The 25,502-nt window shown below is 70.9% G+C and carries 24 protein-coding genes and 1 pseudogene; 10 read left to right on the top strand and 15 right to left on the bottom strand.

The annotated features are described in order from the left end of the window. Positions 1 to 6: 6 nt before the first annotated feature. Positions 7 to 597: a hypothetical protein gene (locus ACP4E5_RS27960; RefSeq protein ID WP_425833327.1), complete on the bottom strand. Its 591-nt coding sequence runs from the start codon at positions 595 to 597 to the stop codon at positions 7 to 9. 146 nt (positions 598 to 743) lie between these two features. On the opposite strand from ACP4E5_RS27960, the gene ACP4E5_RS27955 reads away from it, so the two are divergent. Next, the gene (locus ACP4E5_RS27955; RefSeq protein WP_425833326.1) at positions 744 to 1,523 is read left to right on the top strand and encodes an HAD-IIA family hydrolase; all 780 of its coding nucleotides are present in this window, start codon (positions 744 to 746) and stop codon (positions 1,521 to 1,523) included. 24 nt (positions 1,524 to 1,547) lie between these two features. Here ACP4E5_RS27955 and ACP4E5_RS27950 read toward each other — a convergent pair whose 3' ends face one another. From ACP4E5_RS27950 to ACP4E5_RS27920, 7 genes are all read right to left on the bottom strand, one after another. Continuing rightward, positions 1,548 to 2,609 carry a 2-aminoethylphosphonate ABC transporter substrate-binding protein gene (locus tag ACP4E5_RS27950; RefSeq protein WP_425833324.1) on the bottom strand — a complete coding sequence of 354 codons (1,062 nt, stop codon included), beginning with the start codon at positions 2,607 to 2,609 and terminating at the stop codon, positions 1,548 to 1,550. A gap of 42 nt (positions 2,610 to 2,651) precedes the next feature. Beyond that, positions 2,652 to 3,449, bottom strand: coding sequence for an ABC transporter permease (locus ACP4E5_RS27945; RefSeq protein ID WP_425833322.1), 798 nt, complete (start codon positions 3,447 to 3,449; stop codon positions 2,652 to 2,654). Next, positions 3,436 to 4,308 (bottom strand): 2-aminoethylphosphonate ABC transporter permease subunit, encoded by an 873-nt coding sequence (locus ACP4E5_RS27940; protein ID WP_425833320.1) that lies wholly within the window; start codon positions 4,306 to 4,308, stop codon positions 3,436 to 3,438. The genes ACP4E5_RS27945 and ACP4E5_RS27940 overlap by 14 nt, the downstream gene beginning before the upstream one ends. After that, positions 4,301 to 5,389: an ABC transporter ATP-binding protein gene (locus ACP4E5_RS27935; protein WP_425841705.1), complete on the bottom strand. Its 1,089-nt coding sequence runs from the start codon at positions 5,387 to 5,389 to the stop codon at positions 4,301 to 4,303. Before ACP4E5_RS27935 ends, ACP4E5_RS27940 begins: the two co-directional genes overlap by 8 nt. Before the next feature lie 156 nt (positions 5,390 to 5,545). Beyond that, positions 5,546 to 6,313 (bottom strand): GntR family transcriptional regulator, encoded by a 768-nt coding sequence (locus ACP4E5_RS27930; protein ID WP_425833318.1) that lies wholly within the window; start codon positions 6,311 to 6,313, stop codon positions 5,546 to 5,548. Positions 6,314 to 6,432: 119 nt separating this feature from the next. Then, positions 6,433 to 7,137 carry a hypothetical protein gene (locus ACP4E5_RS27925; RefSeq protein WP_425833316.1) on the bottom strand — a complete coding sequence of 235 codons (705 nt, stop codon included), beginning with the start codon at positions 7,135 to 7,137 and terminating at the stop codon, positions 6,433 to 6,435. 177 nt (positions 7,138 to 7,314) lie between these two features. Beyond that, positions 7,315 to 8,418 (bottom strand): ROK family protein, encoded by a 1,104-nt coding sequence (locus tag ACP4E5_RS27920; RefSeq protein ID WP_425833314.1) that lies wholly within the window; start codon positions 8,416 to 8,418, stop codon positions 7,315 to 7,317. A gap of 107 nt (positions 8,419 to 8,525) precedes the next feature. Between ACP4E5_RS27920 and ACP4E5_RS27915 the strand changes: the two genes are divergently transcribed. Further along, a complete protein-coding gene (locus ACP4E5_RS27915) occupies positions 8,526 to 9,608 on the top strand; it encodes a Gfo/Idh/MocA family protein (RefSeq protein ID WP_425833312.1) in 1,083 nt (360 codons plus the stop codon). Next, complete coding sequence (locus ACP4E5_RS27910) at positions 9,605 to 10,096, top strand: heme-degrading domain-containing protein (RefSeq protein WP_425833310.1); 492 nt, start codon at positions 9,605 to 9,607, stop codon at positions 10,094 to 10,096. Before ACP4E5_RS27915 ends, ACP4E5_RS27910 begins: the two co-directional genes overlap by 4 nt. 78 nt (positions 10,097 to 10,174) lie before the next feature. On the opposite strand, the gene ACP4E5_RS27905 is transcribed toward ACP4E5_RS27910, so the two are convergent. The 4 genes from ACP4E5_RS27905 to ACP4E5_RS27890 all read right to left on the bottom strand — a co-directional run bounded on the left by ACP4E5_RS27905 (position 10,175) and on the right by ACP4E5_RS27890 (position 12,932). Next, complete coding sequence (locus ACP4E5_RS27905) at positions 10,175 to 11,032, bottom strand: fumarylacetoacetate hydrolase family protein (RefSeq protein WP_425833308.1); 858 nt, start codon at positions 11,030 to 11,032, stop codon at positions 10,175 to 10,177. Positions 11,033 to 11,179: 147 nt separating this feature from the next. Beyond that, positions 11,180 to 11,950, bottom strand: coding sequence for a YidC/Oxa1 family membrane protein insertase (locus ACP4E5_RS27900; protein ID WP_425833306.1), 771 nt, complete (start codon positions 11,948 to 11,950; stop codon positions 11,180 to 11,182). 83 nt (positions 11,951 to 12,033) lie between these two features. Beyond that, on the bottom strand, positions 12,034 to 12,354 hold the full coding sequence (locus tag ACP4E5_RS27895) for a DUF6412 domain-containing protein (protein WP_425833304.1): 321 nt from the start codon (positions 12,352 to 12,354) through the stop codon (positions 12,034 to 12,036). Positions 12,355 to 12,401: 47 nt separating this feature from the next. Beyond that, complete coding sequence (locus ACP4E5_RS27890) at positions 12,402 to 12,932, bottom strand: winged helix-turn-helix transcriptional regulator (protein WP_425833302.1); 531 nt, start codon at positions 12,930 to 12,932, stop codon at positions 12,402 to 12,404. A gap of 126 nt (positions 12,933 to 13,058) precedes the next feature. On the opposite strand from ACP4E5_RS27890, the gene ACP4E5_RS27885 reads away from it, so the two are divergent. After that, the gene (locus ACP4E5_RS27885; RefSeq protein WP_425833301.1) at positions 13,059 to 14,465 is read left to right on the top strand and encodes an MFS transporter; all 1,407 of its coding nucleotides are present in this window, start codon (positions 13,059 to 13,061) and stop codon (positions 14,463 to 14,465) included. On the opposite strand, the gene ACP4E5_RS27880 is transcribed toward ACP4E5_RS27885, so the two are convergent. From ACP4E5_RS27880 to ACP4E5_RS27870, 3 genes are read right to left on the bottom strand one after another with little or no spacing between them, the layout of a single operon-like run. After that, complete coding sequence (locus ACP4E5_RS27880; RefSeq protein WP_425833299.1) at positions 14,428 to 15,942, bottom strand: sodium:solute symporter family protein; 1,515 nt, start codon at positions 15,940 to 15,942, stop codon at positions 14,428 to 14,430. The two genes, ACP4E5_RS27885 and ACP4E5_RS27880, sit on opposite strands and share 38 nt — an antisense overlap. Continuing rightward, positions 15,939 to 16,142: a DUF3311 domain-containing protein gene (locus ACP4E5_RS27875; protein WP_425833297.1), complete on the bottom strand. Its 204-nt coding sequence runs from the start codon at positions 16,140 to 16,142 to the stop codon at positions 15,939 to 15,941. Before ACP4E5_RS27875 ends, ACP4E5_RS27880 begins: the two co-directional genes overlap by 4 nt. An 11-nt stretch (positions 16,143 to 16,153) precedes the next feature. Continuing rightward, positions 16,154 to 16,888: a class E sortase gene (locus ACP4E5_RS27870; RefSeq protein WP_425833295.1), complete on the bottom strand. Its 735-nt coding sequence runs from the start codon at positions 16,886 to 16,888 to the stop codon at positions 16,154 to 16,156. Between the two features lie 392 nt (positions 16,889 to 17,280). On the opposite strand from ACP4E5_RS27870, the gene ACP4E5_RS27865 reads away from it, so the two are divergent. The 6 genes and pseudogenes from ACP4E5_RS27865 to ACP4E5_RS27840 all read left to right on the top strand — a co-directional run bounded on the left by ACP4E5_RS27865 (position 17,281) and on the right by ACP4E5_RS27840 (position 25,472). Continuing rightward, a complete protein-coding gene (locus ACP4E5_RS27865; protein ID WP_425833293.1) occupies positions 17,281 to 18,318 on the top strand; it encodes a hypothetical protein in 1,038 nt (345 codons plus the stop codon). 45 nt (positions 18,319 to 18,363) lie between these two features. Continuing rightward, the gene (locus ACP4E5_RS27860) at positions 18,364 to 18,789 is read left to right on the top strand and encodes a very short patch repair endonuclease (protein WP_425833291.1); all 426 of its coding nucleotides are present in this window, start codon (positions 18,364 to 18,366) and stop codon (positions 18,787 to 18,789) included. A gap of 72 nt (positions 18,790 to 18,861) precedes the next feature. Then, a pseudogene (locus tag ACP4E5_RS27855) lies at positions 18,862 to 20,425 on the top strand (ATP-binding protein). After that, positions 20,418 to 21,389 carry a PD-(D/E)XK motif protein gene (locus ACP4E5_RS27850; RefSeq protein ID WP_425833289.1) on the top strand — a complete coding sequence of 324 codons (972 nt, stop codon included), beginning with the start codon at positions 20,418 to 20,420 and terminating at the stop codon, positions 21,387 to 21,389. Before ACP4E5_RS27855 ends, ACP4E5_RS27850 begins: the two are co-directional and overlap by 8 nt. 69 nt (positions 21,390 to 21,458) lie before the next feature. Beyond that, on the top strand, positions 21,459 to 24,350 hold the full coding sequence (locus ACP4E5_RS27845; protein WP_425841702.1) for a Z1 domain-containing protein: 2,892 nt from the start codon (positions 21,459 to 21,461) through the stop codon (positions 24,348 to 24,350). Positions 24,351 to 24,479: 129 nt separating this feature from the next. Continuing rightward, a complete protein-coding gene (locus ACP4E5_RS27840) occupies positions 24,480 to 25,472 on the top strand; it encodes a DNA cytosine methyltransferase (protein WP_425833287.1) in 993 nt (330 codons plus the stop codon). The last annotated feature ends 30 nt before the right edge of the window (positions 25,473 to 25,502 follow it).

Genomic DNA, 25,502 nt, shown 5'->3' with positions numbered 1-25,502 from the left:
GGCGGGTCAGCGCCTCGTCGAGGAACCGGTGGGCCTGCGGCGGCGCACGCTGCGCACGGCCACGGAGACGGCGGCGATCGCGGCGAGGCCGAGGCCGATGAGGGCGTGCCGGGTGCCGGGGCCCTCGCTGGGGGCGGCGGCCGGGTCCTGGTGGACGGCGAGTGCCTGCCGGTGTGCCGCGGTGCCGCCGCCCCCCGCGTGCACGAGGGCGGTCGGGGACGGGGTGGGCGAGGCGTCGGGGCCGAGGACGGTCAGGGTGCCGGTGACCTTGCCGTCGACTCCGTCGCAGGTCACCGAGACCCGGTAGGCGTCGGGCGCGGCGGAGGACTTCACGCGGGCCTCCGCGAACAGGGTGGGGTCGTCGGCGGAGGGCGCGAGCCGGGCGGGGGCGACGAAGGCCGCGGAACTGGCGCTGCCCGTGGTGCCGTCGCAGCCGCTCACCCGCAGATCGACGTCGGTGCCCGCGGGCGCGGCACGCGGGGTGAAGGTGATCGCCGCACCGCCGTCGGCCGCCTGGGCCGCGGTGGCAGGGGTGGCCGGGGCGGCCACCAGGACGGCCGCGCCCGCGACACCGACAGCAAGCAGTCCTGCACGCATCGTGAACCTCCTCTAGGCAGGGTCACGCTTGCGGCCGCGTTCCGCATCCCGAGAGGCTTCCGTGGCTGGTCACGCCTCGGGGGGGCAGGTGAATACGATGGGAGGCAGTCGCAGTCAGTCGATCCTGAGCCGAGGAGTCCGCACACATGGCAGAGCCCAAGCCCATCGATTCGTGGCTGACCGACATGGACGGGGTCCTCATGCACGAGGGCGTGCCGATCCCTGGCGCGGACGCGTTCATCAAGAAGCTGCGGGACTCGGGCAAGCCGTTCCTCGTCCTCACGAACAACTCCATCTACACGGCCCGTGACCTGCACGCCCGTCTCAACCGCATCGGTCTGGAGGTCCCGGTCGAGAACATCTGGACCTCGGCCCTCGCGACGGCCCGGTTCGTCGACAGCCAGCGGCCGAACGGCACGGCGTACGTGATCGGCGAGGCGGGTCTGACGACGGCGCTGCACGAGGCGGGGTACATCCTCAGCGACTCGGACCCCGACTTCGTCATCCTCGGCGAGACCCGTACGTATTCGTTCGAGGCGCTCACCAAGGCGATCCGGCTGATCAACGGCGGGGCCCGGTTCATCGCCACCAACCCCGACAACACCGGCCCCTCCACGGAGGGCGTGCTGCCCGCGACGGGCTCGGTGGCGGCGCTGATCACCAAGGCGACCGGCAAGGACCCGTACTTCGTGGGCAAGCCCAATCCGCTGATGATGCGGACCGGGCTCAACGCCATCGGGGCGCACTCGGAGTCCAGCGCCATGATCGGCGACCGGATGGACACGGACGTGCTCGCGGGTCTTGAGGCCGGGATGACGACGTACCTCGTGCTGACCGGACTGACCGGCAAGGCGGACATCGACCGCTTCCCGTTCCGGCCGACCAAGGTGGTCGACTCGATCGCGGACCTCGTCGACCTGGTCTGAGGAACGTACGTCGGCGACCGGCTCTCAGCTGCCGGTCGCCGTCTTCCAGTCGTCCACGTACGTCTGGAGGTTCTTGGCGATGTCGTTCCAGTCCGGCTCGAAGATCTGCACGCCGTCCATGGTCTTGGCGAGGGCGACGGCGTTGTCGTCGGCGGCCTTCACGTCGGCGCGCGGCGAGAAGCCCCCGCCGATGGAACTGACCTCGCGCTGCTGCTTCGCGTCGAGCATGAAGTCCAGGAGCTTCTTGCCGTTGGCGGTGTGCGGGGCGCCCTTCACGAGGCCGCCCGCGTACGGCAGGGCGAAGGAGGTCGGCTTCCCGGAGGCCTTCTTCGGGAACCAGATGCCGAGGTTCGGCATGTCCTTGGACTGTGCGTAGTTCATCTGCACGTCCCCGTTGGCCACGAGGAGTTCGCCCTTGTCGACCTTGGGCGCCAGCTTGCCGGTGGAGGCGGACGGGCCGACGTTGTTGGCCTGGAGCTTCTTCAGGTAGGCCATGGCCTGCTCCTTGCCGCCGAAGTCGTGCATGGCCTTGACCAGCAGGGCGGTGCCGTCGCCCGCGATGCCGGGCGTGGAGTACTGGAGCTTGTTCTTGTACTTGGCGTCGAGGAGCTGCTCCCAGGTGGTGGGCGGGGTCTTCAGCTCCTTCTTGTTGTGGATGAAGCCGAAGTAGTTGTTCACGACGGACGTCCAGGTGCCGTCCGCCGCCTTGTCGGCGCCGTCGACCTGCTCCGACCCCTTGGGCTTGTACTTCTCCAACAGGCCCTTGCTGTCGGCCTGTTGAATGAAGGGCGGCAGCGTGACGAGGACGTCGGCCTGGGTGTTGACCTTCTCTCGGACGGCGCGCTGCACCATCTCGCCGGAGCCGCCCTCCACATAGTTGACCTTGATGCCGGTCTTCTTGGTGAAGTCCTTGAAGACCTTGTCGTACCAGCCGTCGCCGTTCTCGCCCTTGAGGCCGTCGGCGCTGTAGACGGTGACGGTCTTCTCGTCGGACGCGGCGGAGCTGCCGCCGCAGCCGGTCAGGGTCGCGGCGAGGGCGAGAGCGCCGGTGACGGCGGCGACGGTGGTGAGCGTGTTCTTGCGCATGGCGAGGTGAACTCCCGTAGTACGTAAGGTCTTTGACAGGGCTTAGCGGTACGAGGCCTTGGTGCGGATCCGCGAGACGGCCAGCAGGACGAGCAGCGTGGCGGCCATCAGGACCACCGCGATCGCGGAGCCGGTGAACAGGGAGCCGCGGTCGGTGGTCGCGTAGATCTGCACCGGGAGCGGCATCCAGTCCGGCGGGTAGAGCATCATCGTGGCGCTCAACTCGCCCATGGACAGGGCGAAGCAGAGTCCGGCGGCGGCGTTCAGGGAGGGCAGGAGGAGCGGCAGCTTCACCTTCCACAGGACGTACGCGGGGCGGGCCCCGAGGGAGGCCGCGGCCTGCTCGTACACCGGGTCGAGGCGCTGGAGGGCGGCCGAGACGGACTGGTAGGCGAACGCGGTGACGAGGATCGTGTGGGCGATGATCACGATCCAGCGGGTGCCGTTGAGCAGCATCGGCGGTCGGCTGAACGCGACGAGGACGGCGAGGCCGACGACCACGGAGGGCACGGCGACCGGCAGCATGAACAGGGCGTCCATGACGCGGCGCCCGCGCTTCCTCAGCGCGGCGGCGGCGAGCGCGGCCCAGCCGCCGACGACCAGCGCGAGCACGCTCGCGGTGACGGCCGTGACGAGGCTGGTGGTCAGGGCGGTGAGGGAGTCGCCGCTGGTGGCGGCCCCGTAGTGCCCGCCGGTGAAGCCGGAGGGCAGGGCGCCGGACCAGTTCGTGGCGAAGGACGCGGCGAGGACGACGAGGAGCGGAAGGGCGAAGAGGGGCAGGAAGAGGACGAAGAACAGGGCCCAGGCGCCCCACCTTCCGGCTTTGCTATGAACCAACACGACGGCTCACCACCCGGTACAGGCCGTAAAGGCTCACGGAGACAAGGACGTTGACGACCGCGACGACGCACGCGCCCGGGTAGTCGGACTCGAGGATCGCCTTGCTGTAGACGAGGGTCGGGAGCGTGGTGACGCCCTTGGCGCCGGTGAAGAGGACGATCCCGAACTCGTTGAGGCACAGGACGAGGACCAGCGAGCCGCCGGCGGCCAGCGCGGGCAGCGCCTCCGGCAGGATCACCTGCCGCACGATCCGGGCGGGCCGCGCCCCGAGCGACGCGGCGACTTCCAGCTGCGCCGTCTCGACCTGCGAGAACGCGGCGAGCAGCGGGCGCATCACGAACGGCGTGAAGTAGGTGATCTCGGCGAGCAGCACGCCCCACGGCGTGGCCAGGAACTGGAAGGGGCCGGTGGCGGCGCCGGTGACGTCCGTCCACAGCCCGTTGGCCATGCCCACCTGCCCGTACACGAACAGCAGGGCGAGCGTGATCAGGAAGGAGGGGAAGGACAGGAACACGTCGATGAACCGGGCGACCGCCTTCGCTCCGGGGAACGGCACGAACGCGACGATCAGCGCGAGCGCGAAGCCGAGGACGAGGCAGCCGACCGTGGAGCCGACGGCGAGCCACACCGTCGTGCCGAGCGCCTCGCGGAACGCGGAGGACGCGAAGACGTCGGCGTACGGCTTCAGCGATGTGCCGCCGGTGTCGGGGGTGAGGGACTGCTGGACGACGAGGAAGAGCGGGTAGAGGAAGACGACCGCGAGGGCGGCGACGGGCGGCAGCGCCCATATCCAACCGCTGTTCCGCTTACGGGACTTGGCGGCGCCCTGACGGGGCGCGGCGAGCGTGGCGCTAGCCATTGCCGACCGCCTCCGACGAGACCCCGGCGCCGAGCAGTACCGCGTCCTCGGGCGCGAAGTGCACGGTGACCCGCTCCCCCAGCGCCGGCGGATCGCGCAGTTCGCGCAGGTCGGCCTTGACGCGATGGCCGTCGACGTCGACGTAGAGGCGGTGGGTCGAGCCGCGCCACTGGACCTCGGAGACCTCGCCCGTAAGGGAGTTGGGGCCTTCGCCGAGTCCGACGAGGTGCGGGCGGACGCAAAGCGTGGCCGTCGCTCCCGCCGCCACGTCGCCCTGCGTCGGGACCTTCAGTTCGGTCGCGCCGAAGGAGACGGTGTCCTTTGCGGGCGAACCGACCCGCACCGGAAGGAGGTTGGCGTTTCCGACGAAAGAGGCGGTGAACTCGGTGCGCGGGCGCCGGTACAGGTCCTGCGGCGTGCCGACGTCCTGGAGGCGGGCCTGATCCATGACGGCTATTCGGTCGGCGAGGGTGAGCGCCTCGACCTGGTCGTGCGTGACGTACAGGATCGAGACGTCGGGCAACTCGCGGTGCAGCCGGGCCAGTTCGGCGAGCATTCCGGAGCGGAGCGTCGCGTCGAGCGCGGACAGCGGCTCGTCGAGCAGCAGCACACCGGGCCGTACGGCGAGGGCGCGCGCGATGGCGACGCGCTGTTGCTGGCCGCCGGAGAGTTCGCGGGGGTGGCGCTTGGCGTAGGAGGCCATGCCGGTCAGTTCGAGGGCTTCGGCGACGCGTGCGGGGATCTCGCTCTTCGGCACCTTCTGTGCCCGCATCCCGAAGGCGACGTTGTCCTCGACGCGCAGGTGCGGGAAGAGCGCGTAACTCTGCACGACCATGCCGATGCCGCGCCGGTGCGGCGGCAGGTCGGTGACGTCGCGTCCGCCGAGGAGCACCCGCCCGGACGCGGGCCGCACGAACCCGGCGACGGCGCGCAGCGCGGTGGTCTTCCCCGAGCCCGAGGGGCCGAGGAGGGCCATCACCTCGCCCGGCTCGACGGTCAGGTCGAGGGAGTCGAGAACGGTCGTGCCGCCGTACGCGACCGACACCCGGTCGAACCGGATGCCGCTCAGCTTCTGGTCGATGTCTCTCACGGCGGCCACGCTCCTGGCGCCGGATGTCCCGCACGGAGCGGCGCGGCAACGGGACGGTGAACGGGCCCCCAAGCTTGGACCAGACCCGTTATCTTGCCGTTATGTTGGGCGCCCGTGCGGGGCCAACTCCCGTCGGGGTGCCGGGTGTTACCAGCCGTCGGAACCCAAACGCGCGGTGAACGAGAACCGGTCCCCGCGGTAAAGCGTCCGCACGCGTTCCGTGGCGCGGCGCCCGGTGTCGTACGAGATCCGGTGGATGAGCAGCATCGGCAGCGCGGGCGGCGTGCCGATGAGCAGGGCCTCGCGCGGGGTCGCCAGCACCGTCTCGATGCGTTCGTCGGCCGAGCCGAACTCGATGCCGAGGCGGTCGTGGACGTAGGAGTAGAACGACGAGTCGGGGTCGAACTCGGCGTCGAGGCGCGGCACCCGGGACACGGGGACGTAGGTCGACTCCAGGCCTACGCGCTCGTCGTCCGCGAGCAGCACGCGCTCCATGTGCCAGACGGGTTCGCCGCGTTCGAGGCCGATCTCGGCGGCGAGCGCGGGCGGGCACGGGAAGCGTTCGAGGCCGATGAGGGTGCGGCCCGGGCGCCGGCCCTGCCTGCGCACGCCCTCCGTGTACGAGGCGAGGGAGAGCGGCTGCGCCAGCTTCGGGCCCGCGACGACGGTGCCCCTGCCGTGGCGCCTGAGCCGCCCTTCGAGCAGCAGCTCGCGCAGCGCCTGCCGCACGGTCTCGCGCGCGACTTCGTGACGGAGGGCGAGTTCACGCTCGGTGGGAAGGGTCTCCCCCTCGGTCAACTCGGCTATGAGTGCGGCGATTTGTGCCTTCACGGCGTAGTACTTCGGGATGCGCCCGTGCTCGGGGATGCCGTCGCGCACGGGGGCGCCGGGGGCCTGGTCGTTCGGGTAGTCCACGCGGGGATGGTCGCAGACGCGGGTGAACGCCTGTCTGCACACCTGTCGTACGTCCCCTTGGGCCCGGCCGCCGCGGTGGTTCGGCTGGGGCGGCGGCCGGGCCGGTGGTGGGGCGGCGCTCAGCGTCCGCCGACGCGGAGCCGCCGGGCTCCCACCACGAGGGTCGCGCCGGCGAGGAGGAGGCTGCCGGCCGCGACCCCCAGTCCGAGCAGGGCGCGCGGGCCCGTCCGTGCGAGCTCGTCCGCGAGGGTCGGGCCCGCGGCCTCTTCGACGGTGAAGGGGTAGTCGTCGGACTCGCCCACCCAGTCGCCGTCGTCGTCCTTGCGCCGCACGAGCGCGGCGTTGGCGACGACCTTGTCGGGCCGGGTGCCGTCGGCGAACGCGAGGCGGACGTCGACGGAGACCGTGTCGCCCGCGCCGACCGAGAATCCGGGGAAGCCGTCGAAGACGCCGATGTTCTCGTCCCGGTCGGTCCGCTCGACGGACACCGGACGCCAGCGGCCCGCGTCGCGGAACTCCAGCGTGATGTGCTTCGGCGTCAGTTTCCGGGTGTCGTCGACCATGACGAGGACGGGGTGGAGGTCGGCGCAGCGGGTGGCGGTGGTGTTGGTGAGGTCGAGCGAGAAGTGCCGGGGGGCGTCGCCGGGGTGGTAGGTGGCGGGGCCCTCGTCGATGCGGGTGTCGATCGGGAAGTCGCCGTGCTTGTCGGCGGCGCAGGCCCTGGTGCCGGTGTCGGCGGCGGCCACGTGCGCGGGGCCGAGGGAGGTCAGGGCGCAGGCGGCGATGGCGGTGACACCGAGGGCGAGCGGGCGGCGCGGTCGCATGAAGGCCCTTCACTGGTCGCGGAGTTGACGACAGTCGTGGGCCAGAACGTTTCCATCGCGGGGCGACCGGGTGGGGTTCGTGCGCCGCGGCGCGCGGAGCGAATCCCCCGTTCAGCTCACCCGGCACCGGCGTTGCGCTCCCGGGGCCCAATCGCCGGCGGGGCTTGATCGGGACCGTTACGACGTAGTCGCCCTGCCGAACAAGGGGGCCAGGATCATGTGGGCCGCGCCCTCGACCGCCTGGGTGTCGCCGCCGGGAGCCGCGCGGACGGGGATCGCCGGGCCGCCGCCCTCACGACGGGCGCGCGCCGAGACGACCTGTTCCACCCCGCGTACGAAACGCTTCTCGTGCGCCGCCACCGTGCGCCCGCCGAGCAGCACCGCGTCGATGTCGAGCAGGCTGACCAGATTCGCCGCGCCCTCGCCGAGCACCCGGGCCGCCTCGTCGAGCCCCCGGTCCGTGCCAGAGGCGACGGCCGCCAGGCAGAGCGCCTCGATGCAGCCCCGGTTGCCGCAACCGCACCGCGGTCCGTCCAGTTGGATCACCTGGTGGCCGAACTCACCCGCACCGGTGCGCGCGCCGCGGTAGAGCGCGCCGTCGAGGACGAGGCCCGCCCCCAGACCCGTACCGAGATGGAGGTAGGCGAAGGAGCGCTCCCCCTCGCCTTCGAGGGCCAGGCCCAGCGCCGCCGCGTTCGTGTCCTTGTCCACGACGACGGGGAGGCCGAGCCGCTCGGCGAGCGCGTCGCGCAGCGGGAAGCCGTCCCACTGCGGGAACCCGGTGACCCGGTGCAGCACCCCGTCCGCGTGGTCGAGCGGCCCCGGCACGGCGACGCCGACGCCGAGGACGGTCTGCCCGCCGTCCGCGTCGAGCAGCGCGTCGACCTCGCAGGCGGCGGCCGCGAGCACCGCGTCGGAGCCCGCGCCGAGGTCGAGCGGGGCGCGCCGGGCCGCGACGACGGCGCCGGACAGATCGGCCAGCACGGTGTGCAGCTCGTCGCGGTCCAGGTGCAGGCCGACCGCGTGCGCGGCGCCCGCGACGAGGCGGAGCACCGTGCGCGGCTTGCCGCCCGTGGAGGCCCGGCGGCCGGCCTCGGCGGCGAGCCCGTCCGCCCGCAGCCGGGCCGTGATCTTGCTGACGGCCTGCGGGGTGAGCCCGGTGCGCTCGGCGAGCTCCAGGCGGCTTATCCCGGTCTCCCCCGCCGTCCGCAGCAGATCGAGCACGAGCGCCGCGTTGTGCCCGCGCAGGGCGCTCAGGTTCGCGCCCACCGTCGCCGCCATGGTCCTCCTCACGTGTGTAGCCACCAGCCCATTGTCCCTCGCGCTTGCACTTTGGCAACACCGTTGCTTAAGTGGGAGGCATGGATCGCATGGAACGTATGGAACGTATGACCGGCACAAGCGGCCCCCTGCGCGTGGGCCTGGTCGGTTACGGCCTGGCGGGCTCCGTCTTCCACGCCCCGCTGATCGCCGCGACCGAGGGCCTGGCCCTGGACACGGTCGTCACCTCGAACCCCGAGCGGCAGGCCCAGGCGCGCGCCGAGCACGGCGAGGACCTGCGCTTCGTCGCGTCCCCCGACGACCTGTGGGAGCACGCGGACGAGCTGGACCTGGTCGTCATCGCGTCGCCGAACAAGACGCACGTGCCGCTCGCGAAGGCCGCCATCGCCGCGGGCCTCCCGGTCGTCGTCGACAAGCCGGTCGCGGGCACCGCTGCGGAGGCCCGCGAGCTCGCCGAGCTGGCCGAGAAGCAGGGCGTCCTCCTGTCGGTCTTCCAGAACCGCCGCTGGGACAACGACTTCCTGACCCTCCAAAAGCTGCTCTCCGAGGGCGAGTTGGGCGACATCTGGCGCTTCGAGTCCCGCTTCGAGCGCTGGCGCCCGCAGCCCAAGGGCGGCTGGCGCGAGTCCGGCGATCCGGAGGAGATCGGCGGCCTCCTGTACGACCTGGGCAGCCACGTCGTCGACCAGGCCCTGGTCCTGTTCGGCCCGGCCGTCTCCGTCTACGCCGAGTCGGACGTGCGCCGCCCCGGCGCCGAGGCCGACGACGACACGTTCATCGCGATCACCCACGCGAACGGCGTGCGCTCGCACCTGTACGTATCCGCCACCACCGCCCAACTCGGCCCGCGCTTCCGCGTGCTGGGCTCGCAGGCGGGCTACGTGAAGTACGGCCTCGACCCGCAGGAGGCCGCGCTGCGCGACGGGAAGCGCCCGGCGGCCGGTGAGCCGTGGGGCGTGGAGGGCGAGTCGCTGTGGGGCCGCGTCGGCTCCGGCGAGTCCCCGCTGACGGGCGGCGGCCGCCCGTTCGCGACGGTCGACGGCGACTACCCCGCGTACTACGCCGCCATCGCCGCGGCGCTGCGCGACGGCAGCCCCAACCCGGTGCCCGCCACGCAGGCCGCCGACGCGCTCGGCGTCCTGGAGGCGGCCCGCGTCTCGGCCCGCGACGGTGTGACGGTGACGCTGTGACGAACCCGGCCCTGGTGAACCCCGAACACGCCCCGCAGATCCCCGAGTTGGAGGACCAGGAGCGCCGCCTGACGCTCGACTCCTTCACGTACGACGACGCCTGGACCCTCGGCAACCTGCTCGTGGACCTCGCGCGCGAGCGGCAGGCGCCGGTCGCCATCGACATCACGCGCGGCGGCCAGCAGCTGTTCCACGCGGCGCTGCCGGGCTCGACCCCGGACAACGACGCGTGGATCGCCCGCAAGCGCCGCGTCGTGGAGCGCTACCACGCCTCGTCCTACCTGGTCGGCAGCCGCTTCCGGGCCAAGGGCACGACCTTCGAGGACGCATCGCGCCTCGACCCGGACACGTATGCCGCCCACGGCGGCGCGTTTCCACTGGCCGTTCGGGGGGCGGGGGTCGTGGGCGCGGTGGTGGTCTCGGGCCTCCCCCAGATCGAGGACCACAAGCTGGTGGTCGAGGCCCTGGAGCGGTTCACCGCCATTTGAGCCCCTGCGGCGGGCTATCAAGATCGGGGCTCCGCCCCGGACCCCGCTGCTCAATCGCCGCAGAGGCTTAAGTGGCGCCTACGCCCCCTTCAGCTCCTGCCGCTGCCGCCCCAGGCCGTCGATCTCCAGCTCCACCACGTCACCCGCCCGCAGATACGGCTTCGGCTCCGGCTGGCCCATGGCGACGCCCGCCGGCGTGCCCGTGTTGATGATGTCGCCGGGGTACAGGGTCATGAACTGGCTCACGTAGCGGACGACTTCGGCGACCGGGAAGATCTGGTCGGCGGTCGAGCCGTTCTGCTTGAGTTCGCCGTTCACCCACAGGCGCAGGCCGAGTGCCTGCGGGTCCGGGACCTCGTCGGCGGTCACGAGCCAGGGGCCGAGCGGGTTGAACGTCTCGCAGTTCTTGCCCTTGTCCCAGGTGCCGCCGCGCTCGATCTGGAACTCGCGCTCCGACACGTCGTGCGCGACCGCGTACCCGGCGACGCACGCGAGGGCCGCCTCGTGGGACTCGGCGTAGCGGGCCGTGCGTCCGATGACGATGGCCAGCTCCACCTCCCAGTCCGTCTTCACGGAGCCGCGCGGTACGAGGACCGTGTCGTCGGGTCCGACGACCGTGTCGGCCGCCTTGAAGAACACGACCGGCTCGGCGGGCGGCTCGGCGCCGGTCTCCGCCGCGTGGTCGTGATAGTTCAGCCCGATGCACACGACCTTGCCGATACGGGCCACCGGCGGGCCGATCCGCAGCCCCGACGCGTCGAGGACGGGCAGTCCCCCGGCCGCGGCAGCGGCCCGTACGCGCTCGAGCGCGGCGTCGTCGGCGAGCAGCGCCCCGTCGATGTCCGTGACGAGTTCCGACAGGTCGCGCAGGGTTCCCTCGGCGTCGAGCAGCGCGGGGCGCTCGGCTCCGGCGGGACCGACTCGCAGCAGCTTCATGGTGTAACTCCCTCTGCAGTAGGAGGAGCCTCCACGGCCCGGTGCGGCGTGCAGCCATCGGAGGACTGGTCGATCCTCCAAGGAGAACGTCCAGTCCGCAATACCCCGTTCACGGACTGGACCCGGATCGGCACTCGGCGTGCGGGCTCAGATCGCCGGAGCCGCCATCCCACCCGCGTACGGCATGTCCCGGTAGAGCACGGCCCGCTCGATCGAGCTCCACGTCGTCGACGTGACGACGTACAGCGCGGCGGCGAGCGGCACGAAGGCCACCGTGAACAGGGTGAAGAAGGACATCAGCGGCATGAACTTGCCCATCGCGGCCATGCCCGGCACCGGCTGCTGCCCGTTCTGCCCCGCCGCGGGCTTCGGAGCCTGCGCCATCTGACGCTTCGTCCGCCGGTAGTTGAAGCTCGCGACGGTGGCGACGAGCACGAACAGCACCACGTAGACGACCCCCTGCTCCCCGAACAGCCCGCCGTCCGCGAGCGCGTCCTTGAACCGGCCGCCGAGCGGCGCCGCGCCGAGGGTGTGGCCGAGCAGGGCGTTGGGCTCGCCGCCGATGCTGCGGTTGGAGAACAGGTGGTAGAGCAGGAAGAACGCCGGCATCTGGCAGAGCATCGGGAGGCAGCCGGTCAGCGGGGAGACCTTCTCCTCGCGGTGCAGCTCCATGATCGCTTTCTGCATCGTCTCGGGGCTGCTCTTGTGCTTCTTGCGCAGCTCGGCGATGCGCGGCTGGAGCTTCGCCCGCTCACGCTGACCACGGGCCGCGGCCCGCGACAGGGGGTGGACGAGGAGGCGTACGGCCGCGGTGAACAGGACGATCGCCGCGGCCGTGGCCGAGGCGTGCAGCAGCGGCTGGAGCAGGTCGGCCAGATGCGCGACCAGGCTGGCGAATACGGACATGAACGACGACATGGGGTGAGCCCTCCGGGGGTCTCGTCGTGCCTGACATCAAGAAAAGGTGTGTCGGCGTGACGGACCGCGACCCCGGGGAGGGGTCAGCAGGCCGTCGGGACGAGACGTCCGGGTGCTCGGGGCCTGGGACGGCCCGAGGCGTCGGGATCGCGCTGCGGCAGGAACGCGGTGCGCCGCTCGCGGTCGCGGATGGCGGTACGGACACGGGTGCGCGCCACGGCGGGCGCGGAGCGCGCCGCCAGGACGGCGCAGGCGGCGAGCGCGGAGCCCGCGGCGGCGGTCGCCGCGAGCGCGACGGCGCCGACGAAGCTGCCCGTGTCGACGAGCGCCGACGAACCGAGGAGGACGAAGAGCAGCACGGCGACGGGCCGCAGCGTGACGGTCCCGCTGGTGGTGTGTGCCATGCGCCTGCCTCCTTCCACTCCTCGTACGGTCACGTCGTCCCGCCCAGTTATACAGGCTCGGTCACGACCGGCTGGAGGAGACGTCGCGGTTCGAGCAGCACCCGGCTCACCGGATCGGCGGGGTCGGGGTCGAGCCCGGCACCCGGCAGCATCTCGACATCCTCGGGCTCGACGGGGCCCCCGCCGCACTTCACGCACTCGCCGACCGCACCGAGCGGCGTCCCGCACACGGCGTGCTGGAACTCACGCATCGGCAGGGCCCCCGGGATCCCCCGGGCCCACGCGCCGAGCGCCCGCACCGCGGGCCACAGTCCGCGCCCGAGCTCGGTCACGACGTACTCGTGGCGCGGCGGCGACTCCTGGTACTGCCGCTTCTCCAGGACGCCCGCGGCGGTGAGCGTCTGGAGCCGGGCCGCGAGGACCGCGCGCGGGATGCCCAGGTGGACGAGGAAGTCGTTATAACGCCGCACGCCGTAGAGCGCGTCGCGCACGACGAGCAGCGTCCAGCGTTCGCCGACGATCTCCAGTGCACGGGCGAGCGAGCACTCCTGCGACGCGTAGTCCTTGCCGAGAGCCATGGCCCCACTGTAGCCACTTTCCGACTTCCGAGTTCAATGACCGAACCTGCCGTGCTACGTTCATGGCACCAGTAAGTTCATTCACTGAACCGTAAGCCTGAGACCTGAGACTGGATGGGCCCACCCATGCCGCAGCAAGTGCTCGTGCAGGCCACGCAGACCCCGACCACCGTCCGCCCCACCGCCACCCTCGCCGTCACGAGCGCGGCGACGGCCGTGGCCCTCATGACGTACACCGCGCCGATGATCACGCTCGCCGACACGGCCGCGTCCCTGCACACGGCGCTCTCCTCCCAGGCCTGGCTGCTGAACGGCACCCCGCTCGGCCTCGCCGCGCTGCTCCTGGTCGCGGGCAGCCTCGCCGACGACTACGGGCGGCGCCGCGCGTTCGTCCTCGGCACCGCCCTGCTCGCCGTCACGACCGCGCTCGGCGCGCTCGCCACGAACACCCTCCTGTTCACGCTCGCCCGGATCGCGCAGGGCGCCGCGTCGGCCGCGATCCTCGCCGCGAGCCTGGGCCTGCTGGTGCACGCGTTCCCGAGCCCGGCGGGCCGGGTGCGGGCGACCGGGGTGTGGGGCGCGTTCGTCAGCGGCGGCATCGCGCTCGGCCCGGTCCTCGCGGGCGGGGTCACGGACCTCGCCTCCTGGCGCTGGGCGTACGGGGCGCTTGCCCTGGCCACGGCTGTCGTCGCGGTCCTCGCACCCCGCGCGCTCACCGAGTCCCGTTCCCCGCGCGGCGGCCGCCCCGACCTGGCCGGCGCCCTCACCCTCGGCCTCGCCCTCGTCGCCCTCCTCGCGGCGCTCACGCTCGGCCGCGACGGCTGGCTGCGCGCCCCCGTCGGCGTACTGCTCGCGGCGGCGGCCGTACTCCTGGCGGCCTTCGCGGCCATCGAGCGCCGCACCCGCACGCCGATGATCGACCTGTCCCTGCTGCGCCGCCCGCTGTTCCTGGCGTCGGCGTCGGGCGCGTTCTTCACCGGTCTCGCCGTCGTGGCGCTCTTCAGCTACGTCCCCACGCTCGTGCAGCACACGATGGGCGTGACCGCGATGGGCACGGCGGGCCTGTTCGTGATCTGGTCCGGGACGTCGTTCGTGGTGGCGCTCCAGGCCAGGCGGCTCGCGGGCCGGGTCTCGCCACGCCACCAGCTCGCCGCCGGTTTCGTCCTGCACGCGCTGGCGGTGGCGACGATGCTGGGCGCGGCCGGCTCCGGCGACTGGCTGCGCCTGCTGCCGGGGCTCGTCGTCTCCGGCATCGGCAGCGGGCTCCTGAACGCCGCGCTGCCGCTGCTCGCGGTCGACTCGGTACCGGCCGACCGCGCGGCGATGGGCTCGGGCGCCAACAACACGTCCCGCTACATCGGTTCGGCGGCGGGCGTGGCCCTGATGATCGCGGTCGCCACGTCCACCGGAACCGACCGCCACGCCCTGGACCAGGGCACGAACGCCGTGTTCGTGGCGTCGGCCGCGCTGGCGCTCGTGGCGGCGGTGCTGCTGCTCATGCTGCGGGAACGCCGTCCCGCGCCTCTTCGCTGATCGGATCCCGCGCGAGCACCACGTCGTCCGGCCGTTCGTCACGATCGGCCGGACGCACGTACGTCACGACCAGCGTCACGACGAGATTGGCGGCGAGCGCGACGATCCCGGCGTTCACCCCGAACACGGGATCGCGCCCGGTGAACACGAGCCCGCACACGACACCGACCCCCACGACAAGCCCGCTCAACGCCCCGACAAGACTCAACCTCCGCCACACAAGCCCCACCAGCAGCATCGGCACGAGCTGCGCCATCCCCTCGTAGGAGATGAGGGAGAGCCGTACGAGGGTGTTGGGCGCGGCGTAGGTGAGGACGAGCGCGAGCGTCCCGGCCACCACTACGACGGCCTGCGCCCCGCCCTTCTGCGCCCGCGACGACGCACGCCACCGCGGCACGAGGGACAGGACGCTGCTCCCCCACATCGTCCCGATGACCAGCATGAAGACGGCCATCGGCACGATCGACGACAGCGCGGCCGCGACCCCGACGAGCCCCACGACCCACGCGGGAAGGGAGTCGACGACGAGCTTGAAGAGCGCGAGGTTGGAGTCGGCCCCGACGAGTCCCGGCACGACGAACAGGGCCGCCATCCCGAGCAGCATCGGCACGAACAGCAGGACGTTGTAGGCGGGCAGCCACATCGCGTTGCGCCGCAGCGCGTCGGCGCTCCGGGCGCCCAGATACCCGGCGACGGTCGTCGGAAAGATGACGACCGTGAGGGCGTTGAGGAAGGTGGTGGTGGCGAACCACCCTTCCCCGTAAGGCGATCCCCCGCTCCCGGGCAGCGTCAGCCAGTCGCTCTTCTCCGCGACGAGCCGGTCGAGGAACGGCCCGTACCCGTCGAAGTAGTGCAGCGGCACGTAGATCGCGAGGAACGCCAGGGTGACGATGACGAGCAGATCTTTGAGCACGGAAACCCACGCACTCCCGCGCAGCCCACTCACCACGACGAACAGCGTGGTGACGGCGAAGCCGATGAAATAGGCCCAGTTGAGGCTCACGGCGCCGTACGAGATCGTCGAGACGACGACGCCCATCCCCGTGATCTGCAACTGGATGTACGGGAGCAGGAACACGGTGACGAGAACGGCGACGGCGGCGCCGAGCCAGGGCCGACGGTACCGGTGGGCGACCATGTCGGTGATGCTCACGAGCCCGTGCTGCCGCGCGTAGGACCACAACAGCGGCCCGACGACGTAGCCGATGGCGTATCCGCAGGACATGTAGGCGACGACGTACAGCACGGGCGCGCCGTAGTTGTACCCCCACCCGGCGGCCCCGAGGTACGAGAAACTCGTGTACCCCTCCCCCGCCATCAGCACCCACACGAAGACGGCCCCCAGCGACCGCCCGCCCACGGACCACTCGGCGAGCCCCCCACCGCGGCCCTTTCCGCGTACGGCGAGCAGCCCGAGAGCGACGGTGGCGACCATGAAGACGCCGAAGAGGCTGGTGGCGACGGCGGCGTCGCTCATGACCGGCCCCGCTTGAGCCGCTGGTCACCACGCCAGGTGAGCCAGGTGGCGAGGGGAGTGAGCAGCGTGGCCCCCAACAGCCACACGAACAGGAACGGCAGCCCGAACACGACGGGTTCGACGCGGTTCACGAGGGGCAGCGCGCCGATGTAGAGCACGAAGGGGACGAGGAGCCAGAGCAGGTGGGGCCGTTTGATCACGGAACGGCAGCCTAACGGGGGGTCATCCTCGTGAGCTTCCCCCACACCACGAGCCGGTACTTGGACGTGAACTCGGGCGTACAGGTGGTGAGGGTGATGTAGTACCCCGGACTCCGATACCCGGCCCCCGGCACGACGCGACTCCGCGGCACGGGATTGATCACTCCTCCGTCGGCGGCCGAGGTCTGGGCGAGCGTCTTGTCGACGACGTACGTGTACGTGGCGGCCTTCGTCCGGACGGTGAGGGTGTCCCCGCGCCGCAGCCGGTTGATGTACCGGAACGGTTCCCCGTGCGTGTTCCGGTGCCCGGCGAGCGCGAAGTTCCCGGCGCCGCCCGGCTGTGCGGTGCCCGGATAGTGGCCTACGTAGCCGTGGTTGAGGACGGCGGACTTGCTGATGCCCTGGGCGATGGGGGCGCGCAGACCGAGGCGGGGGATGCCGATGATGGCGTAGGCCTGGTCCCAGTTGGGCTTGGGCGCGGGTGCGGGCGCGGGGTCTGTACGGGTGTCGGGGGCGACGGAGGGGTCATCGCTCGGGGTGTCGCTGGGGTCCGCGGTACTGGCGGCGGGCCCGGTGGGATCGGCGGAACCGCCCGCCGGCCGATTCCCCCACTGCCGCTCCAGCGCCCGCACCTGCCGGTCCGCGCCGGCCCTGGCCTCCCGGTTGGTCCACCACAACTGGTGCACGACGAGCAGCAGCACGACGAGGCCGAGGGTGACGGCGACCTCGGCCCCGTTCCACAGCACGCGACGCGTGGCGGACCGATGCGGCGCCCCTCGGGCTCCTCGGGCCCCTCGGGCTCCTCCGGCTCCTTGAACGACGACGGCGGGCCGACCGGCTCGCGTACGCCGCATTCGTTGCGACAGCACGGGCGCAAGATAGATCGCGGGGCGCGAAGTCACCAGGGGTGGGGCGGGGGTGGTGGGGGCGGGGGCAGTGGGGCGCTGGTCACGGGGGCGCGTGGGGTGGGGGCGCGAAGCCGTGGGGGCACATGGGAGGAGCCGCGGGGGCACATGGGAGGAGCGGAGCCTTAGGTGCGCACGGGACGAGCCCGTAGGTGCACACGGGCGGAGCCGTGGGTGCGCCCGACGAGATCGGGCGGGTCCCTGGCCAAGGTTCCGGCAGTACGGTGTCCCCCATGCGCCCCGACACCCCTGACACGCCCGCCGAGACCGACCGTGCGAACCATGTCGCGGAAGCCGAGCGCCTGGAGCGCACGGCGGCGATGTACCCGGAGGACGCGGAGCACCTGCTCCTCCAGGCCGCGGCCCACTACGAACTGGCCGAGTCCCGCGACCGCGCGACGACCCTCTACGACGGCCTGCTGTCCGCCGACGCCCCTCAGTCCCCCGCCCTGATCCGCGCGCTCAAGGCGGCGAACCTGTGGGAGTACGGCCACGAGGCGGAGGCCCGGGCGATCATCTCGGGTGTCCGCACGGCGGCCCCGCGGGACCCGGCGCCGTGGGTGATCGTGGCGGAGTCCCTCGAAGCCCACGACGAGCTGGAACAGGCCCACGAGACGTTCACGGAGGGCCTGGAACTCCTGGTGCCGGACTCGGAACGGGAGGCGGGAGTCCCCCTGCCGAAACACCCCCTGCTCCTCGGCCGCCACCGCGTGCGCCGCATGCTCGGCCTTGAACACGACGAGTGGGACGCCCTCGCCGACCAGGCCAACCGCACACCGGTCTCCCTCGACGAACTCCACGACCCGAAGCGCACCTGGGCCCTCGGCTCGGAGAACCCGGCGGAACTGGAGGCCGAAATCTCCCGCCTCCGCGCGGAGTTGGGCACGTACCGGGAGGCCCTGTCCCGCCCGTTCCCGGTGGCGGTCCTCCACTGGCCCTCGACCGAATACACGGAACTCCTGTCGGCGTACCCGTCCCTCTCGTCCGAATACCCCTCGTACGAGGCCCACTTGACCTCGATCGAAACGTCCCTGCGCGAACTGACGACGTCAGGCACCCCGAACGTAGGCATCGTCACAGGCACGGTCCCCTCCTACGAAGCCTTCGCCGCATCCGAAGGCTCATCACCGGAGGACATCTCCCTCCTCCCCCAGTACGCGACGACCCTGGCGGCCAGGGGCCGCGCGGCGGGGTGGCCTCCGGCGAGTGGGGCGGGGTGCTGGTGCGGGTCGGGGAACGCGTATGGGGCGTGCCACGGGGCGGGCCGCTGACGAGGCGGCGCCCCCTCACGCGGCCGCCTTCGGCACAATGCCCATATGGCCCGCCCCATCCCGTCATCGGCCGCCGTCTCGGCACGCATGAGCCGTCAAGGCTCCCGCGACACCACGCCCGAGGTGGCGGTCCGACGCCTCCTGCACGCCGCCGGCCTGCGCTACCGCCTGAACGTCCCGGTCCCCGGCATACCGCGCCGCACCATCGACATCACCTTCGGCAAGGACAAGATCGCCGTCTTCATGGACGGCTGCTTCTGGCACGGCTGCCCAAAGCACGCGACGAAGCCGAAGGCCAACGCCGAGTGGTGGCGCACGAAGCTCGACAAGAACATGTCCCGCGACCTCGAGACGACCCGCCACCTCGAGGAGGCGGGCTGGACGGTACTGCGGTTCTGGGAGCACGAGGATCCGGCGGAGGTGGCACGGGCGATCGAGGAGGCCCGCGAACCCACGATAAAGAGGACTTAGGTCCGCTTGTCCGCCCCGTGCCCTACCGGCACCATTGGCCGTACGTATGTGTACTGACCATGAGGCGAGGCAATGACCACGGACTGGCAGTTCGACGTGCCCACCGCGGGGAGTAAGCACCTCCCACCCGACGCGCGGTACATGGAAGCACTCAGCAGCCAGGGATACGGCTTCGAGGTCGCCATCGCGGACCTCGTCGACAACTCCATCGACGCCGGCGCCAAAGACGTGGTGATCCACTTCCTCAGGGACGGCGATCAGCTCGTCAACCTCCTCGTCGTTGACGACGGCAAGGGAATGAGCGACGAGGAATTGGACGTCGCGATGACGGTCGGCGGACGTCGCGATGACGGTCGGCGGACGTCGCGACTACGCACCCGGGGCCCTGGGCATGTTCGGCACCGGCCTGAAGTCCGCTTCCCTCAGCCATGCCTCCGCCGTCACTGTCGTCAGCACCACCAAGCGCACCCGGACCGCCGGTCGCCGCTGGCTGATGCAGCGCGCGGTTTCGGGTTTCCAGTGCGACATCGTCGATCCGGACTACGCGCAGAACCTGATCGACCGGTATGCGGACCGCCCCATTGTCTGGCAGGGCACGGTGGTCCGCTGGGACGGGGTCAAGGACTTCCCGAAGCACGGCGGGGGCGGCCAGACCGACCGTTATCTCCACCGCACGATCAACAAGCTCGGCCTCCACCTCGGCCTGTACCTGCACCGGTTTCTGGCCCGCGACGACTTCAACATCACCATCGCGGTGGAGGACGTCCGCAATGGAACGGTGTATCTGGACTTCGGTGTCCAGCCGCTCGATCCCTTCGGTTACCCAGTCAGCGGCCACCCCGATTTTCCCCGTCGGCTCACCGCCGCTCTCCCCTCCGCCGGCGAGCTCACTCTCGACGCCCACATATGGACGCCCAAGTCCAACCTCGACGAGTACAAGGCCGTCGGCACCGTCCTCGACCGGCAGGGCTTCTACTTCTACCGGCACGACCGCCTGGTCCAGGCCGGTGGCTGGAACGGATTCCGCCAGCCCGATCAGCACCTCTCACTGGCCCGGATCGCCGTCGATCTCCCGGCCCGCGACACCGGCTACGTCTTCCGCCTCACCGTGAAGAAGTCCGGCGTCGAGGCCTCACCCGAGTTCACCACCGCCCTGGAGAAGGCCGCCGACCCTGTCGGCCACACCTTCCTGCAGTACCTCGCCGACGCCGAGGCCGCCTACCGCGAGGCCCGCAAGCGTTCCGGCACCACCCGCAAACCGGTCGTCCCTCCGGGCAGGGGCCTCGATCCCACCGTCCGCGAGACCATCACCGAGGAGCTGCCGCCGATCCCGTACGAGGATCCCGTGCAGCTGCGCTGGCAGAAGCTCGCCGACAACGGCACCTTCTTCGAGATCGACCGCGAGAACCGCACCATCGTCCTCAATCAGCATTACCGTGCCGCCATCCTCGGCGGTCGCCGAGGCGGCCTCAACGACGCGCCCGTCCTGAAGTCCCTCATGTACCTGCTCCTCCACCAGGTCTTCGAGAAGGAGTACAGCGGCAGCCGCGAGAAGGACAACCTGCAGCTGTGGCAGTCCGTACTCGTCTCCGCGGCCCGCGCGGAGCTGGAGCGCGTGGGGGACGACGATGACTGAATCACGCGGCGTCGCCCGCTCATGGATTCCCTGGTCGGAGGTGTCGTACTACCTCGGACGTGGCCAGGCTGCCACGTTCCCGCTGGGCATCGATCCGTCCGTCGAGTACGTCGTCGGTCACGGCGGCGAGCACATTGCCCTGCACGTCGGGCTCGGCCCCCGGCAGCAGCCTCCGCGCACCACCCTGCCGGTTGTCCGCATCGACCAGATCCGCGAGAACGGCGTACGCAAGGCCCGCATCCGTACGACCGACCCGTCGCTGGTCCGCGACTTCCACGACCTGATCTCCGCCACCGCCGACCGCATGGTCACCCACGGGCGCACGCTCGACCAGGCCTTCGCCGAGACCATCCGTGCCTGGACCGCGCTCCTCGGCCGACCCCGCGAGCTGTCCACCGCGCAGCGGATCGGCCTGCTCGGCGAGCTGATCGTGATGCGTGCGCTGGCCTCCTCGTACGGCTGGGAGAAGGCCGTCACGGCTTGGACCGGGCCGGACGGGGAGGAGCACGACTTCGGCCTGCCCGGTTACGACGTCGAGGTGAAGACCACCGCGAGCGAGGAGCGCCGGCACGCCGTGCACGGGCTCGGCCAGCTCGACCACGCACCAGGCCGCGCACTGTGGCTCGTGTCGCTGCAGCTCACCCGCGGCGGCGCCGAGGGCGTCACCCTCGGCGACACCGTCGCCGCCGTGTCCGCCGAGGTCGCCGAGCACGCCCCGGCCTCCCTCGGCCGCCTCGAGCGCGGCCTGACCGCGGTCGGCTGGTCCCGAGAGCAGGCGGACGACGAACGCTGGGTGGCCCGCTCGGCTCCGCTGGCCCTGGACTCGCCCGCCCTGCCGCGCCTGCCTCTCGCCGACGCCGTCCCCGACCGCATCTCCTCCGTCCAGTACGTCATCGACGTCGATGACCTGAGGCCCACCACCGCACCGCCCGCACCGCTGGCCACCCTCCAACTCCCCGCCTGACTACCGGAAAAGGCCCTTCTCGTGCACGACGACATACGCTTGGCCCTGCACTCCGCCGCCCTCTCCGGCATGCGCGACAGCCGCCCCAAGCGACTGGAGCGCGCACTGGCCTACCACGCCGAGGACGAAGGCCCCGAGGCCGAGGCCCACACCAGCGAGGAGGACTTCAGCGCCGCCCTCTCGACCGCCCACCCCTCGGACCCTCTTGTCGCCCTCTGGCGCCGGCACCTCACGACGTGGGACTACGCGGAGGCGCCCACCTGGTCCACCTCCCCTCCCCGCAGCGACGAGCGCCGCGCGGACATTCACCGGCTGCTCGGACTCACCACGGACACGGCAAAGCTGCTGTCCGCTCTCGTCCCGGTTGCGAAGGCCGAGGCAGCGGTCGTCATCGCCGACAAGCACACCCACTGGTACTCCCCGCAGTCCCAGGTCGGCCGCGGCTGGTACTGGCCCGCGTACCGCAGGCTGCTGTCGGACAAGGGCTGGCCGGACCATGCGGTCGCCGGTCTGGACGCCTCCTCCGACCAGGTCGTGGAACGCCTCGCCAACCCCACCCAGGAAGCCGCGTACCAGTCCAAGGGCCTGGTCGTCGGCTACGTGCAATCCGGCAAGACCGCCAACTTCACCGGTGTCATCGCCAAGGCCGTCGACGCGGGATACCGCCTGGTCATCGTCCTGGGCGGCACCCTGAACCTCTTGCGCGCCCAGACCCAGCGACGCCTGGACATGGAGCTCGCCGGACGCGAGAACATCCTGCGCGGTGCCGCCGAACACGAGTCGGACTACGCGGATGATCCCGCCTGGGCCAAGGGCAAGTTCCTCTCCCACGGTGGCCTGCCCTCCGCCCTCGGCGGCTTCGACATCGTCCGCATGACCACGCGCGACAACGACTACAAGTCCCTGCTCCAAGGCATCGTGGCCCTGGAGTTCGAGAAGCAGGAACCGGCCCTGCCCCTCTACGACCCGCGCAACCTGCACCGCTCCTCGGCCCGCCTGATGGTCGTCAAGAAGAACAAAACGGTGCTCGGCAAGCTGGTGAAGGACCTGGGAAAGATCAAGACGCCGCTGTCGGAGATCCCGGTCCTGATCATCGACGACGAGTCGGACGAGGCGTCGGTGAACACGGGCAAGCCGGACGCCGACCGCACCGCGATCAACGAGAAGATCTCCGAACTGCTGCGCATCCTGCCCCGTGCCCAATACGTCGGCTACACGGCAACACCCTTCGCGAACGTCTTCGTGGACCCGAGCGACACCGAGGACATCTTCCCGAAAGACTTCATCGTCTCCCTCCCCCGCCCCGGGGGCTACATGGGCGTACGGGACTTCCACGACCTGGACTCGGTGATCCCGCCGGAGGAGCGCACGTACGCCAACTCCAACGAGAAGGCGCACGTACGCGACATCGTGCTGACGTCGGACGACGACGACACGGCCCTCCAACAAGCGATGGACATGTTCGTCCTCACGGCGGCGATGAAGCTCTACCGCGAGGACAGGGGCGGCCTGGGTGACCGCTTCTTCTCCCACCACACCATGCTGATCCACGAATCGGTCCGCACGGCCGACCACCGTGAACTCCTGGGCCGGGTAACCCACTTGTGGTGGAACGCGGGCTACACCGGCTCCCGCGGCCACGACCGCCTGCGCGAACTCTTCGAGTCGGACCTGCTCCCCGTCTCCCACGTCCGCGCGGAGGGCAACGCCGTCCCGTCCTCGTACGACGAACTGGCCCCGTACATCGGCGCGGCCGCGATCCGCATCGGCGGCGACGACCAACCGATCATCGTCGTCAACGGCGACAAGGACATCGAGACCGGCGAGGCCGACTTCGACAAGCGCAACATCTGGAAGATCCTCATCGGCGGCCAGAAACTGGCCCGCGGCTTCACGGTGGAGGGCCTGACGGTCACCTACTACCGCCGCCGCACCAACAACGCCTCAACACTGATGCAGATGGGCCGCTGGTTCGGCTTCCGGGGCGGGTACCGGGACCTGGTGCGCCTGTACCTGGGCCGCGAGGAGACGCTGGGCAAGAAGGACGTCGACCTGTACGAGGCCTTCGAGGCGATCTGCCGCGACGAGGAGACTTTCCGCGACGAACTGAAGCAGTACGCGGCGGCGACCCCGATCGACGGCCATCCGCAGGTCACGCCTGCGCAGGTGCCGCCGTTGGTCTCGCAGCACTTGAGCTGGCTGAGGCCGACGAGCGCGAACAAGATGTTCAACTCGCGGCTGGTGGAGGTGCGTTCACCGGGCCGCTGGGAGGAGCCGACGGCGTACCCGAAGAAGGCGGCGGACCTCCGGCACAACACGGAGGCCTGGACCCCGGTCCTGGACCGCCTCGACGACGCGGGAACATTCGCGTACCACTTCGAGGAGAACGGCCTCACCCACAAATTCGACGCGCTCTTCGGTCTGTTGAAGCCTGCGGAGCTGCTGGAGGTGGTGGAGGGGTTGCGCTGGCTCCCCGGCGAGCACTTCACGCCGCACCTCACATACCTGCGGGTGATGAGCCGGGACCCGGCCCAGCTGAACGACTGGCTCGTCGTGGCGCCTCAGCACACACGCTCCGGGAAACGCGTCGCACTCGGGGAACGTGGGCGCGAGTACTCGTGGTTCGGCGTAGAACGGCGCCGCGACCCGCTGTTCGGCGGCATCAGCAACCCACGCCATCGTGCGGCGCTGCTGCGGGTCGCCGGGACTTTGGCGTCGTGCGGGGATCCGACGACGGAGAGGGTCGCCGCTGAGCGCCGAGGGGTGGTCGCCCTGTACCCGATCGTGGAGGCGGCCAACGCGCAGGCGGTGACGGTCGATTCGGGCTTCGACCCATCGAAGATCGTGATGACCTTCTCGTTCATCGCGCCTACGTCGGCTCGGGGAGACGACGGTCGGGTTGTGCGGTTCACGACCATCGATGGTTCTCGCGACGGGGCGGCCATTATCGACGTCGACTGAAGTCCGTGGATTCTTCAGGACCGAAGTCGGGAAGTGCTGTGATTCCGGGATCAGGGATCCCATCGATGTCGTAAGAGTTGCGCCGCATGCGGTCGAGTACCAGCACACGGCGATTGGGCGGGGAGCAGAGTGGACGAGCTGACTTTTGTCGATGTGTGCAGCGGCGCCGGAGGGTTGGCTCTCGGCATGGAACAGGCCGGGCTCCACCCTCGTCTGCTGCTCGACAACGACCCGTTGGCCTGCGAGATCCTTCGTCTCAACCGGCCCGATTGGCCGATCGACATGGCCGACCTGCTGGACTTCGACCCGGTCGAGAACAGGGCGGTCTATGACGTCGATGTGCTGCTCGCGGGCGGACCGCGGTTCCGCTCCAAAGCGACCGTCCAGCGCCCTTCGGACAACGAAGCGGTTCAGCTGTTCCGAGCGGCCATGTACCTCGTACCGGCCGTACGGCCAAAGGCGCTGGTGATGGAGAACGTGCCGGCGATGGTGGAGTCCGATGGTCTCGCGGAGATGCGTGAGTTGGCCCACGCGGAACTGGAGCACCTCGACTACCGGCTGAACTGGACGGTACTGAACGCAATGGACTTCGGCGTGCCCCAGGACCGTCGGGTGGGACTGCTCGTCGCTGTGCACGAGGAGTTCGCGGACGGGTTCCGGCTTCCGGAGGCCACTGTCGAGGAACCACTCACCGTCGGCGAGGCGTTGCTGGAATCCATGGTCTCGCGCGGCTGGTCCGACGCTCGCCGGTGGGCGGCACAGGCCGACCAGGTGGCACCCACGGTGGTGGGCGGGTCAACGGTCCGCGGCGGGCCCGACTTCGGTCCGCGTGGGTCCCAACGCCGTTGGCAGCGCATGGGGGTGTACACCAAGTCGTACGGCGACCGGCCACCCGGCCCCGACTTCGCCTGGGACCCTTCGCTGGGGGACGCCGGCCTGGTCCCGGTCACCGTGGAGCAGACGGCGCTGGTCCAGGGCTTCCCGGCCGACTGGCGATTCACCGGGGGAAAGACCAAGCGCTACGGGCTGATCGCGCAGGCGTGCCCACCGCCGGTGGGCAGGGCGCTGGGGCATGCGATCGATAGCGCTCTGCGGCACCCGTCACATCCGTCCGCCGGCTAGAATCCCGTCCGTACCACCCCTCGGAGCAAC

It is taken from the genome of Streptomyces fractus (assembly GCF_049844455.1).
Classification (GTDB): domain Bacteria; phylum Actinomycetota; class Actinomycetes; order Streptomycetales; family Streptomycetaceae; genus Streptomyces; species Streptomyces fractus.
This window is presented reverse-complemented; position numbering and strand designations above follow the sequence as displayed.